Raw genomic sequence first — 12,372 nt, 5'->3', positions numbered from 1 at the left:
ATAAGGTTCCTCGCCGCGCATTCAATCCAAAAGCAACGCCGAAAAGAACGCCTCTCCCTCCCGGAGCAGCTCGGCCCGCCAGCCGGAGGGCCAGCCCCCGACGGGGGCCGCGACCAGCATATCACCGCGCCAGACCGATGGACAGGCGGCAAGCGCCACCATCGGCAGGCCGGCGGCGCCGCGCGCGCGGCAGATCCGCGCGCCCCGGAGGCCAAGGGCGCGGATCTGGCAGCCAAGGGCGTCGGGGCCCGAAAGCCGCCAGCGGCCATCCCAGGCCGTGCCGGGGGCGGCGCGCAGGGGGGCTGTCACCGCGGCCTCGCGGGTCAGCCGGGCATGGGTGCCGCCCGCCAGCAGCGCGCAGCCATGCAGCGTCATCGCCTGTCCCGCCGCCAGCGCCGCCACCGCCTGCGCCAGGGGCGCGCGGCGCGGCGCATAGTCGCCCCCCGCGATCCACATCAGCCCGGCCTGCAGGATGCGGCGGGCGATCTCGGGCGGCAGGGCGGCAAAGCCCGCGCGATCAATCCTCAGGTCGCCCGCCTCGATCGTGACGATGCGGCGGGCCTCCTGATGGGCGTAATGGCCAAGCGCCTGGCGGGCGGCCGAGAGGTTGCGGGCAGTTTCGGCAATGGCGCGGGGCGTCGCCCCAAGGGGCGCCAGCGCCGCCAGCGCATCCCGCGCCCGCACCCGCGCATAGCCGCGATCCTGGTTCGAGGGATCCTCGGCCCAGGTCATCCCGGCGGCGCGCAGATGGGCGCGCAGGTCCTGCCGGGTCAGATCCAGCATGGGGCGCAGGAAGGTCTGGCCCTCGACCGTCCAGCGGCCCCGCATCGCCGCCAGCCCGTCGGTGCCGGCCGAGCGCGCCAGCCGCATCAGGAAGGTCTCCGCCAGATCATCGGCGGTATGGCCCACCGCCACCGCATCGAGGCGCAGATCCCGCGCCCAGGCGGCGATCAGCCCATAGCGGGCCCGGCGCGCCCGGTCCTGCAGGTTGCCGGGGCCTTTGCCCCCCTGCCAGGTCAGGATGTCATGCGGCAGGCCCATCGCGGCGCTGATCCGCGCGACCTCCTGCGCCTCGGCGCGGGCCTCGGGGCGCAGGCCGTGATCGACGGTGACGACATGCAGATCCAGCCCAAGCACCGGCGCCAGCCCCTGCAGCAGATGCAGAAGGGCGAGGGAATCTCCCCCGCCCGACACCGCGACGCCCAGACGGCGCTCTGAGGGATGAAGCTGCGCGGCGATGCGGGCCGCCAGCGCCCCCCGGATCACGAGCAGCCCATGCCCTGCATGTCCTTCGACGCCTGCACGGCGGCGCTCGATTGCGGGAAGCGGCGGCCAACCTCGTTCAGGGTGGTGCAGGCCTCGGACTTCTGGCCCAGCTGGTTCAGCAGGCGGCCCAGACGATACAGCGCGACCGGCGCGGTCTTGTCCTTGGGCGCGGCCGAGAAACTGTCGAGATAGGCGCGCGCGGCGGTCTTGATGTCACCCTGCCCTTCCAGCGCGCGGCCCTTGCCCAGATCGGCGGCAGGCGCCAGAGGGCTGCCGGGGTAGTTCGACTTGAACGTGTCGAAGGCCTTGGCGGCGCCGGCATAATCCTTGTTGTCCAGCATCTTCTGGGCGGCCTGGAAATCGCCCTGCTCGCCCACGGCCAGCTGCTGATCGCTGTCGCTGGGGGGGGCGGTGACGGCGGCGGCAGTCTTGTCGGCCTGCGCCAGGTTGCCGCCCGGGTCCTTCTCGCCCAGGGTGGTGGTGGTGCCCAGCTTGGAGGTATCGCCGCCTTCCAGCTGCACCAGCTGGAATTCCAGATCGCCGATGCGGTTGGTGCCGTCCTTGACGACCTCGGAAATGTGGTGGTCCATCTCCTCGGTCTTGTCGGTCAGGCGGCGGACCTCCTGGTCCAGCCCGTCAAGCCGGTCCAGCATCGAGCCCGCGCCGTTGATCTGCCCGGCCGAACCGGTGGTCGACAGCTGCCGCTTCAGGTCCTGGATCTCGACGTAGAGGACGGTCAGCTGCTGGCGCACATCGGCCAGGGTTTCCTTGTCCGGCGCGGCGGCGGGGGCGCTTTGCGCAAGGGCCATGGGAACGGCCACGGGCGCAAGCGGCAGGCAGGCCGCCATCGCAAGGGCAAGGGCCACACGGCGGGGGGCGATGGTCAGGGACGGGCGCAAGGGCTTTCCTCCTTGGAAGAGAGGGGCTTAGAAGAGAGGGGCGCCCCTAGGGGCGCCCCGGTCAGGTCGTGACGGGCGGGGATTACATCCCCGGGGCCTTCAGCACCGTGACGGCGCGACGGTTCTGCGCATAGCAGCTTTCGTCCGAGCACAGCGCGATCGGGCGTTCCTTGCCGTAGCTGATGGTGTTCAGGCGGTTCGGACGGACGCCACCGGCGACCAGGTAGTCCTTGACCGCTTCGGCACGACGCGCGCCCAGGGCAAGGTTGTATTCCCGGGTGCCCTGTTCGTCGGCATGGCCTTCGATCGTGGCGTTGAAGTCGGGGTTGGCGTTCAGCCAGCGGATCTGGCCGTCCAGGATCTGGCGGGCCTCCGGGTTGATGGTGGACTGGTCGACCAGGAAGTGGACGCGGTCGCCGACGGTCTGCTGGAAGTAGGCGGGCGATTTCGGGTCGTTCAGGCCGCCCGAGGTGATCGCGCCACCGGCGCCATAACCGTTCGCGCCATAGCCGCCCGCGCCGTTGGCGCCATAGCCGCCGTTCGCGCCGCCAAGGTTGCCAAAGCGGTTGCCGTTGGTACAGGCCGCGAGGCCCAGAACGGCGAGGACGACCGCCGCCTTTGCCAGAGTGCTCATGTTCAGTGCCCCTTTTACATGGAAGTTAGTGGGTCGCCCGGCGGCCAGCAAGCCAGCGGGTCAAAGATCCCGGCCCTTCCGCGGAAGGACCGGAACCGGGATCATTTCTGCAGCGGGCCCCAGCTGGGATCCGAGGCGCCGGTCGGCGTCTGCACGCGCTGCAGGTTCCGCCCCGTCACATCGACGGAGTAAAGCGACGAGGTGCCGGTAGCGCCGGGGGTCTCGCGGGTGAACATGATGACGCGGCCGTTCGGCGCCCAGGTCGGGCTTTCATCCAGGAACGAGGCCGTCAGCAGGCGCTCGCCCGAGCCATCGACGCGCATGACGCCGATGTGGAAGCGGCCCTTGTTCTGCTTGGTGAAGGCGATCATGTCGCCGCGCGGCGACCAGACCGGGGTGGAATACTTGCCATCCCCGAACGAGATCCGCTGCGGCTCGCCGCCATTGGCGGACATGATGTACAGCTGCTGGGACCCCGAGCGGTCGCTTTCGAACACGATCTTCGAGCCGTCGGGCGAATAGCTGGGGGCGGTCTCGATCGAGGGGGCCGAGGTCAGCCGGGTCGAGGCGCCGCCGCCCAGGCTCATGCGGTAGATGTCGGTATTGGCGCCCTGGGTCAGCGAATAGAGGATCGAGCTGCCATCGGGCGAGAACCGCGGCGAGAACGCCATGTCCCCGGCCCCGGTGGTGATCTCGCGCAGCGACGGCGATCCGACATCCAGCATGTAGATGCGCGGGCTGCCGGTGGCGAAGCTGGTGAACAGCACGCGCCGCCCGTCGTTCGAGAACCGCGGCGCCAGCACAAGGCTGGAGCTGTCGGTCAGATACTGCACGTTGGCGCCGTCATAATCCATGATCGCCAGACGCTTCAGGCGCTTTTCCTTGGGCCCGGTCTCGGACACGAAGACGACACGGCTGTCGAAATAGGGTTTCTCGCCGGTGATGCGGGAATAGACCTGGTCGGCAACCTTGTGGGCCATCCGGCGCCAGCCGTCGGCAGTGCCGTTGAACTGCATGCCCTGGCCGATTTCCTGGCCGGCAAAGACGTCATGCAGGCGGAACTTGACGTTCAGCTGGTTGCCCTGCACGGCGACGGCGCCGGTGATCAGCGCCTCGGCATTGATCGCCTTCCAGTCGGCATATTGCACCGGGCTGTTGAACGAGGTGATGCGGCCGATCTGCGCGCTTTGCGGGATTTCCCGGAACAGGCCGGTGTTCACCAGATCCGCGACGACCACCTGGGTGATCTTGGCCGCCAGATCCTGGGACTGGCCGGTTTCGGGGACGAAGGTGGGGGCGGCGAAGGGCATCGGTTCAACGACGCCCTCCGTGACGGTCAGCTTCAGCGGCCCGGACTGCGCCATGGCCGGTCCGGGGCCTGCAAGCAGGGTGCCGATCGCGGCCAGGACCGCGGCAAGAAGGGTGAGCCTTTGGACTTGTCTCATCATAGGTTCCGCATCTTCTCCGGATTGAAGGTCATTTCGACGTTGCGCCACTGGTCGTACTTGGCCGCCGGCATGTCATAGCCGCCCTGCTGGCAGCGTGCGATGGCACGTTGCGCGGCCCCGAAGGCACTGCGCTGCGCTGCCGCGTCGCCGCCGGTCGCCGACTTCAGCTTGATCGAGCCGGGCACCACCTTGCCGTCGCGGTCCATCGAGAAGGCCACCACCACCGTCACTTCCGACGCGGCCGAGCCGGGATCGACCGACCAGCATTGCGACACCGCCAGGCGCAGCGAATCCTGCTCGCCCTGGGTCAGCGGGGCGCCACGGGGGGCGGACTGCTGGGCCGGTGCATCGGGGGTGCTGCCGGCGCCCTTCAGGGCCTCGGCCAGCGCCTGGTCGATCAGGTTGCTGTCGGTCTTCGGCTTGGTCGAGGGCTTGGCCGCCGGTTTGGCCTCTGGTTTCGCATCCGGCTTGCTGTCCTTGGCATCGGCCTTGGCATCGGCCTTCGCATCGGGCGCGGGCTTGGGCACGGGCGGTGCCTTCGGCTTTTGCGCGACTTTCGGCGCGGTCTCGGGCTTGGGTTCGGCCTTGGGCTCGGGTTTCGGCTCCGGCTTCGGTTCCGGCTTCGGCTCGGGCTTGGGCTTCTCGACCGGGGGCTCGACGGGCTTGGGGGCCGCCTCGGGGGCGGGCGGCGCTTCGGCCACGCGCTGCGGACGCGGCTGCGGGCGCACGGCCTGGCTGGGCGCGAGCGGCTTGGGCTTGTCGGCTTCGGTGACGATCTGGGTCGTGCTGGCGGGCGCCTGGGTGGCCTTTTCCTCGGGCTTGGGCTTTTCGACGGGTTTCGGGCTGGGCGCCAGCTGCGGACGCTTGCTGATGTCGACCGGCGTGTCCTTGTCGGGCTTCTCGACCGGATCGGGGGCAATGCGCGGCGCCTGTCGGGGCGTTGCATCCGCCTTCGGCACCACGGGCGTCTCGGGCAGCAGGGCTGCCACGTCGTTCTGTTTCTCGGGCTGCGAGGCCTCGGGCGGCGGCGGCGCCTTCGAGGCGACCTGCGCAGGCGGCTTCACCGGCTGCACGGGCTTTGCAGGCGCCGTATCGGCGGCCTCGGCCTTGGGGGCGGGCGGCGGCGGGGCCTGCGGCGGCCGTGCGGAAGACGCGGGCGCGCTCTGGGCGACCTCGGGGGGGGCTTCGGCGGGCGCGGGCGGGCTGTCGGGCGTATCGACATTCGTCTCCACCCCCGGCGGCCGCGTCTGAGCCTGAAGCTGTTCGAACTGTTCCTCGGTCACGACCGAGACAGGCGTGACCTGCACCTCGGGGGGCTTGCGTTCCAGCAGTCCCCCGAAGAGCAGCCAGCCGATCAGTGCGACATGGCCGGCGCCGGATATGACATGGCCCTTGTTCATGACCGCCTTACTGCGACCCGCCGTTCGAGACGGTATCGCGGCCCTGGGCCCCGCTGTCGGTGACCAGGCTGATGTTGGGGAACCCGCCCGAGCTCATCATGCCCATGACCTGGACGACGGTCTGGTAGGGCACGTTGCCGTCGGCGCGCAGGTAGATGCGGTCCGACTTGCGTTCGGAGGCGATGGCGCGCAGCTTGTCCAGCAGCTGGTCCTGCGGCACCTCGGTGTTCTGGATCGAGATCTTGCCCTCGGAATCCACCGTCACCGCCAGCGGTTCCTCCTGTTCGGAGGGCAGCGCGCTGGCTTGCGTCTTGGGCAGTTCCACCGGGATGCCGACGACCATCATGGGCGATGCGACCATGAAGATGATCAGCAGCACCAGCATGACGTCGACCATCGGCGTGATGTTGATCTCGGCCATCGGGCGGGACCGCCCGCCACGACGCCGGTTGCGGCGACCGCCGCCGCCGCCCTTCTGGATGACGCCCGCGCCCATCTCAGCTCTCCAGTTGGCGGCTGAGGATGGTCGAGAATTCGTCCGCGAAGGATTCGTAGCCCGACACGATCTGGTCGCTGTCGCCCGACAGCTTGTTGTAGAAGATCACCGCCGGGATGGCCGCCACCAGGCCAAGCGCGGTGGCAAACAGCGCCTCGGCGATGCCGGGGGCAACGACCGCCAGGTTGGTGTTCTGCTGCTGGGCGATGCCGATGAAGGAATGCATGATCCCCCAGACCGTCCCGAACAGGCCGACGAAGGGCGCGGTCGAACCGATGGTCGCCAGCACCTGCAGCCCCGATTGCAGCGATGCCGATCCCTTGCCGATCGCCACATCCATCGCCCGGTCGATGCGCGCCTGCGCCCCGGGGATCAGCGCCCCGTCGGTGCGATGCGAGCGCCGCCATTCCGTCATGCCGGCGGCAAAGATCCGGCTGGACCGGCCGCGGGGTTCGGGGCCCACCTCGTCGTAAAGCTCGTCCAGGGGTTCGCCAGACCAGAAGGCCCGGTCGAACTGCGCGGCCTCGCGGCGGGCGGATTTGAAGGCGATATGTTTCTGGATGATGATCGACCAGCTCCAGAAGGATGCGAGGATCAGGAGGATGATCACCAGCTTCACGGTCACGGATGCATGGGTGAAGAGCCCAAGCATGGAGAAATCGATCCCCTGCGCCGCTGCGAGCGTTTCTGATTCCATAGGTCTGCTCTCTTGCCTGTCTCGTGACGAGGACCGTCTCTTTGGCGGCCTGCTTGGCTGGGAAAATAGCGCATATCAAGGGCCGTGACCAATGATACGGCGTGAAACCGCGCAGGCTGACGGCTTAGTGAAGCTGCAGGCGCAGTTTATGCGGAAGCCGGACCGGATGGCCGGTGTCCGACAGGGTCACCAGCACCACGCGGGCGGTAAAAAGCACCTCTTCACCGCGCCGGACCACCTGCATCAGGGTCAGCCGGGCGCCGGTGACGGACTCGGTGCGGGTGGTGATGTCCAGCTGGTCCTCGAAGCGGGCGGGGGCGGCAAAGTCGATCTCCATGTGGCGCACGGCAAAGGCAAGCCCCTCGTCGCGCTTCATCGCCAGCTGGTCGATGCCCAGCGAACGCACCCATTCAGAGCGCGCGCGCTCTATGAATTTAAGGTAGTTGGCATGGTAGACGATGCCTGCCATGTCGGTGTCCTCGTAATAGACGCGGCAGGTGAAATGGTGCTCCATCGGGCTCTCCTGGGTGGGGGGGTGCGGGACCGGGACGGGCCGCAGATGATCACCGCAGCCCGACCCGCGCAAGGCAACTGCCCGGAATACGCGCATTTTCACCGCCCGCTCGCGTCGCTTCACGCGACTGACACGGACTGAAACACGCGATGGGCGATCTGCAAGGCCCCGCCCCTTCGGGCCGGGCAACGGCGATCCGGCCCCGCGACGCACCGCGCCGGGCGCCCGACGGGAACGACCGCCTCAGTTAAAGAACTGGCCCGCCCGCGCCATCAGCCGCAGCGCCAGCGCGGGGTCTTCGGAATGGTCGGGCAGCACCGGGTCATAGGCCGCCGACAGCAGCGCCGAGATGTCGGGCCGCAACACCGCCCCCTGCCCGTCTGCCGCCAGCGCCAGCGGCGATTGTGCGGCAAAGGCACGCGGCGCCCAAAGAAGCATCGTCTTGACCATCTGCTCGATCCCCAGATCGGCCGCGGGCATCTGCGCCAGCGCGCCGCGCATCTTCAGAAAGATGAAGGCCGCGCGGATCGAATTGTCGGGCTCGAAGCGGAAAAAGCGGTACTGGTCGGCCTTCGCCTGCTCCAGCCGGGGCAGCAGTTCGGGCAGTTCGGGGACCAGCTGGTCCATGTTCTCGACCGCCGCCAGTTCCTGCCAGTCGCGCAGGAAGAAGATCATCAGGTTGGCGCCCAGTTCGGGATCCATATCCGACAGCTTGTGACCGGCGGTCAGCACCACCGTCTCGATGGCGCCCTTCAGCACCGGCAGAGAGGTTTCCGAGACGCCGAAGATCACCGGCACGATCGGCCGGGACCAGCGGGCAAAGCGGAACCGCCCCTCTTCATCGGTGAACAGGCGGGTGATTTCCTCGGCATCGGGCGCATGGCTGGCCATGTGGATCCCCTTTCGGCAGACGGCAGATTGATCGGGGACCGTCCTTTTCAACTTCCGCCGCCAATGGCAAGCCCGAATGCCCTGGCCCCGAAGGACCGCTGCGCCTGAGGGAGCAGCCCCACCCGAGGGACCGGCCTTGCCCGAGGGACCAGCGCCGCCCAAAGGACCTGCCCTGCCCGAAAGACCTGCCCTACCCGAAAGACCGGCCCTGCCCGAAAGACCGCCCCCCAAAGGACTGACGCCACCCGAGGGACCGGCGCCGACCGTATGCCCTGATCAGGGGTCAGTTGCCGAACAGGTCCGGCATCTCGCCACGCTCGCGCGGCGGGTTCAGGCCCAGGTGGTCCCAGGCGCGCTGCGTCAGCATCCGGCCCCGCGGCGTGCGCTGGATCAGGGTCTGCTGCAGCAGGTAGGGCTCGATCACCTCTTCCAGCGCGTCGCGGCTTTCCGACAGCGCGGCGGCCATGGTCTCGATCCCCACCGGGCCGCCGCCATAGCCCTCGCCGATCAGCCGCATGTAGCGCCGGTCGGCGGAATCGAGGCCCATCGCATCGACCCCCAGCCGGGTCAGCGAACTGTCGGCCAGCTCGCGGGTGATGCGGCCGTCGCCCTCGACCACGGCGAAATCGACCACCCGGCGCAGCAGGCGGCCGGCGATGCGCGGCGTGCCGCGGGCGCGGCGGGCGATTTCCATCGCGCCGTCATGATCGGCGGGCGCCCCCATCAGGCGGGCGTTGCGGGTGACGATCTCGTGCAGCTCCTCGACGGTGTAGAACTGCAGCCGGGTCGGAATGCCGAAGCGGTCGCGCAGCGGCGTCGTCAGCAGGCCCAGCCGCGTTGTGGCGCCGACCAGGGTAAAGGGCTGAAGCTCGATCCGCACGGTGCGCGCGGCGGGGCCTTCGCCGATCACCAGGTCCAGCTCGAAATCCTCCATCGCGGGGTAAAGGACCTCTTCGACGGCGGCATTCATGCGGTGGATCTCGTCGATGAACAGAACGTCGCGGGCCTCCAGGTTGGTCAGGATCGCGGCAAGGTCCCCCGCCTTGGCCAGCACCGGCCCCGAGGTCATGCGGAAGTTCACCCCAAGCTCGCGCGCCATGATCTGCGCCAGCGTCGTCTTGCCAAGGCCCGGCGGCCCGTGGAACAGCGTGTGGTCCATCGCCTCGCCGCGCTGGCGGGCGGACTGGATGAAGACCCTCAGGTTGGCGCGCGCCTCGGCCTGGCCGATGAAGGCATCAAGGGTCTGCGGGCGCAGGGCACGGGTGTCCTCGGCCACGTCCTCGGGCAGGGGATCGGGGCGAAGCGTCGGATCGGGGCTGGTCATTGCGGGCTCCTTGGCGGGCCTTGGATCTTGGGCAGGATGCGCGGCTTAGTCCTTGGGGGCAAGGCGGCGCAGGGCGGCGCGGATCAGCGCCGAGGTCGTGGCATCGGGGGTTTCATCCAGCGCCTGGGCGACGGCCTGCATCGCCTCGGAGGGCTGATAGCCCAGGTTGGTCAGCGCCGAAAGCGCATCGGCGCGCGCCGCCGCATCGACCCTGGGGCCGGGATCGGCCTTGGCGCGGCTGTTGCGGACGGGCGCGGGGACGGGCGTGTCCTCGATCAGGGCGTCGGGATCAGGGCGGGCGGCCGGGGTCGCGCCCATGGCCATGACGCTGGGCGCCTTGTCCTTCAGTTCGTTCACCACGCGCTGCGCGGTCTTGGGGCCGATGCCCTTGGCGGCCTTCACCGCGTTCCAGTCGCCCAGGGCGATGGCGCGCCCCACCCCGTCGGGACCAAGCGCCGACAGGATCGCCAGGGCGGCCTTCGCCCCCACGCCCTGCACGCTCAGCAGCAGGCGGTACCACTCTTTCTCTTCCAGGGAGGTGAAGCCGAAAAGCTGCAGCAGGTCCTCGCGCACCAGCATGTCGGTATATAGCGCCACCGCCTCGCCGGGGCCGGGCAGCGTGGCCAGCGTCCGGTCGGAACAATAGACCAGATAGCCCACCCCCCGCACGTCCACCAGAACATGGTCCAGGGCCTTGTAGTCGACCCGTCCGGAAATCTTGCCGATCATGCGATGCTCCGCATTGCGCGGGCCAGGCCCGAGCTTCTGTAATGGGCGTGGCACAGCGCCGCCGCCAGTGCATCCGCCGCGTCGGGACCCGCGAGGTCCACCCCCGGCAGCTGCAGCCTGACCATGTGCTGGATCTGCTGCTTTTCCGCATGCCCGACGCCGACGACCGTCTTCTTGATCTTGTTGGGGGCATATTCGCCCACCGGCAGGCCGAACTGCGCCGGCACCAGCAGCGCGATGCCGCGCGCCTGCCCCAGCTTCAGCGTGCCCGCCCCGTCGCGGTTGACGAAGACATGTTCCACCGCGGCCTCGTCGGGGGCATGGGCCTCGATCACCTGTGTCAGGCCCCTGTAGAGCGTCAGCAGACGTTCCGGCAGCCCCTCGCCCGTGCCGTGACAGATTCCGTTCGCGACATGGCTGATCTTGTTGCCCTCGACGCGAATCACGCCCCAGCCGAGGTTCTGAAGCCCCGGATCGATTCCCAGAATTCGCATTTTCCGCCCCTCGGGATGCCTCTGCGCCCCTGTTTCGGCGGGGCTTTTCCCATGGCTAGCACGAAAGGAGAACATGCGCAAAGCCAACGGCACGGCAGATCCTGCCGTCAGACGGGGCCGCCACAGACGAAAAGCGACGTCCGCACACCAAATCGCGGCACCTCGCAAGTCAATTTTTCATCATTCCGTCATTTTTTGACCAAAGCAGAAGAGCCATGCAATGGGCGCATACATTCCATGCCTAAATGGTGATTGTTTGGGCGCTTTGAAAACTTTACCTGCGACTACAGAAATCGGGCCTGTCCCGCTACGCCAATTCAAGGAAAACGACCATGAACGCCTATGACGCACGTCACAACTCCGCTCCCCACATGCCGGCCTTTGCCTGGGCCATCACCCACCTGCTGACCGCCATCACCGACTGGAACGATGCCCGCGCAACGCGCAAGGCCCTGTCCCGTCTGGACGACCGCGAACTGGCCGACATCGGTCTGAACCGCGGCGACATCGAGGCCGTTGCCCGCCGCTGACCCCTTCGCCGCAGGTTGATGCGGCATCCGGCGAAGCGAGACAGGCGTCCCTTTCGGGGCGCCTTTTTCGTATCCGGCACATGGGTTTGCGGACCGCCGGGCATGAAAAAAGCCGGATTGCTCCGGCTTCCTTCAGATCCATCCGACAGGCGGCTTCAGACGGGCCCTGCTCAGGCGGGCTTGTGCAGCGTCAGGGTGGTCCATTCGCGGATCTGTTCCGCGTAATGCAGGGTCAGGCCCTGGGCCTCGTAGGCGGCGCGCACGTCGTCGGCCTGCTCGTTCAGCAGACCCGACAGGATGGTGTAGCCGCCGGGCGCCAGGTGGGCCGCGACGTCGGGCGCCAGCGCGATCAGCGGCCCCATCAGGATATTGGCAAAGATCAGCCCGTAGGGCGCGCCGTCATGCAGCACCGGATGGTCGAAACCGGTGGCCTCAAGGCAGGTGACGCGGCCGGCCATGTCATTGGCCGCCAGGTTCGCCACGGCCACGTCCACCGCCACCGGGTCGATGTCCGAAGCAACCGGCGTGCCCGGCCAGATCTGCGCGGCCGCCATCGCCAGCACCGCGGTGCCGCAGCCGATATCGGCGGTGCGCTCGGTGCGGAAGCCTTCGTTGTCCAGCCGGTCCAGCGCCTTCAGGCAGCCCGAAGTGGTGCCGTGGTGGCCGGTGCCGAAGGCCATGGCGGCCTCGATCAGCAGCGGCACGACGCCCTCGGCGGGCACCTTGTCGGCATCATGCGAGCCATAGAGGAAGAAGCGGCCGGCCACGACGGGGGCCAGTTCGCGCTTCACATGCGCCACCCAGTCGGTCTCGGGCAGTTCCGAGACGGCGAAGGGCTTGGCATGGTTGATCGCCGCCAGCAGTTCGAGGGCCGCGATATCGGGCTTTTCCTCGAAATAGACGCCGACCTCCCACAGGCCCGAGCCGTCTTCCATCTCGAAGACGCCGACGCCGGTGGGTTCGGGGATCAGATCCTCCATCGCGGCGCCAAGCGCCTCTGCATCGGCCTTGGTGGAAAGGGTGGTCAGGGCGGTCCAGGTGGCCATGGGA

At 68.5% G+C, this 12,372-nt stretch carries 14 protein-coding genes; 1 reads left to right on the top strand and 13 read right to left on the bottom strand.

Annotated elements, in window-relative coordinates; translation table 11 throughout:
• Positions 1 to 21: 21 nt before the first annotated feature.
• The 12 genes from tilS to ruvC form a co-directional block, all read right to left on the bottom strand.
• On the bottom strand, positions 22 to 1,266 hold the full coding sequence (gene tilS, locus AC2ITM_RS04860) for a tRNA lysidine(34) synthetase TilS (protein ID WP_486468698.1): 1,245 nt from the start codon (positions 1,264 to 1,266) through the stop codon (positions 22 to 24).
• Positions 1,263 to 2,165, bottom strand: a complete 903-nt coding sequence (gene ybgF, locus AC2ITM_RS04855) for a tol-pal system protein YbgF (RefSeq protein WP_486468697.1) — start codon at positions 2,163 to 2,165, stop codon at positions 1,263 to 1,265. The genes tilS and ybgF overlap by 4 nt, the downstream gene beginning before the upstream one ends.
• An 82-nt stretch (positions 2,166 to 2,247) precedes the next feature.
• The gene (gene pal / locus AC2ITM_RS04850; RefSeq protein ID WP_486468696.1) at positions 2,248 to 2,799 is read right to left on the bottom strand and encodes a peptidoglycan-associated lipoprotein Pal; all 552 of its coding nucleotides are present in this window, start codon (positions 2,797 to 2,799) and stop codon (positions 2,248 to 2,250) included.
• Between the two features lie 101 nt (positions 2,800 to 2,900).
• Positions 2,901 to 4,247, bottom strand: coding sequence for a Tol-Pal system beta propeller repeat protein TolB (gene tolB, locus AC2ITM_RS04845; protein WP_486468695.1), 1,347 nt, complete (start codon positions 4,245 to 4,247; stop codon positions 2,901 to 2,903).
• Positions 4,244 to 5,647, bottom strand: a complete 1,404-nt coding sequence (locus tag AC2ITM_RS04840) for a hypothetical protein (protein ID WP_486468694.1) — start codon at positions 5,645 to 5,647, stop codon at positions 4,244 to 4,246. Before AC2ITM_RS04840 ends, tolB begins: the two co-directional genes overlap by 4 nt.
• A 7-nt stretch (positions 5,648 to 5,654) precedes the next feature.
• Positions 5,655 to 6,143 carry a protein TolR gene (gene tolR, locus AC2ITM_RS04835; protein WP_486468693.1) on the bottom strand — a complete coding sequence of 163 codons (489 nt, stop codon included), beginning with the start codon at positions 6,141 to 6,143 and terminating at the stop codon, positions 5,655 to 5,657.
• A gap of 1 nt (position 6,144) precedes the next feature.
• Positions 6,145 to 6,840, bottom strand: coding sequence for a protein TolQ (gene tolQ, locus AC2ITM_RS04830; protein WP_486468692.1), 696 nt, complete (start codon positions 6,838 to 6,840; stop codon positions 6,145 to 6,147).
• A 124-nt stretch (positions 6,841 to 6,964) separates the two neighbouring features.
• Positions 6,965 to 7,354, bottom strand: a complete 390-nt coding sequence (gene ybgC, locus AC2ITM_RS04825; RefSeq protein WP_486468691.1) for a tol-pal system-associated acyl-CoA thioesterase — start codon at positions 7,352 to 7,354, stop codon at positions 6,965 to 6,967.
• A gap of 243 nt (positions 7,355 to 7,597) precedes the next feature.
• Complete coding sequence (locus AC2ITM_RS04820; RefSeq protein WP_486468690.1) at positions 7,598 to 8,245, bottom strand: hypothetical protein; 648 nt, start codon at positions 8,243 to 8,245, stop codon at positions 7,598 to 7,600.
• A gap of 283 nt (positions 8,246 to 8,528) precedes the next feature.
• On the bottom strand, positions 8,529 to 9,569 hold the full coding sequence (ruvB, locus tag AC2ITM_RS04815) for a Holliday junction branch migration DNA helicase RuvB (RefSeq protein WP_486468689.1): 1,041 nt from the start codon (positions 9,567 to 9,569) through the stop codon (positions 8,529 to 8,531).
• Positions 9,570 to 9,614: 45 nt separating this feature from the next.
• On the bottom strand, positions 9,615 to 10,298 hold the full coding sequence (ruvA, locus tag AC2ITM_RS04810) for a Holliday junction branch migration protein RuvA (protein WP_486468688.1): 684 nt from the start codon (positions 10,296 to 10,298) through the stop codon (positions 9,615 to 9,617).
• On the bottom strand, positions 10,295 to 10,792 hold the full coding sequence (gene ruvC, locus AC2ITM_RS04805) for a crossover junction endodeoxyribonuclease RuvC (protein WP_486468687.1): 498 nt from the start codon (positions 10,790 to 10,792) through the stop codon (positions 10,295 to 10,297). Before ruvC ends, ruvA begins: the two co-directional genes overlap by 4 nt.
• A gap of 332 nt (positions 10,793 to 11,124) precedes the next feature.
• Here ruvC and AC2ITM_RS04800 point away from each other — a divergent pair, with 332 nt between their 5' ends.
• Positions 11,125 to 11,322, top strand: coding sequence for a DUF1127 domain-containing protein (locus tag AC2ITM_RS04800; RefSeq protein ID WP_486468686.1), 198 nt, complete (start codon positions 11,125 to 11,127; stop codon positions 11,320 to 11,322).
• A 170-nt stretch (positions 11,323 to 11,492) separates the two neighbouring features.
• Here the strand turns inward: AC2ITM_RS04800 and AC2ITM_RS04795 are convergent, their stop codons facing one another.
• Positions 11,493 to 12,368: a 50S ribosomal protein L11 methyltransferase gene (locus tag AC2ITM_RS04795; RefSeq protein ID WP_486468685.1), complete on the bottom strand. Its 876-nt coding sequence runs from the start codon at positions 12,366 to 12,368 to the stop codon at positions 11,493 to 11,495.
• Positions 12,369 to 12,372 lie beyond the last annotated feature (4 nt).

Source organism: Pseudooceanicola sp. NS-SX9 (assembly GCF_057380705.1).
Note: the sequence above shows the minus strand (reverse complement) of the source record. Positions and strands in the feature narration are given on the sequence as shown.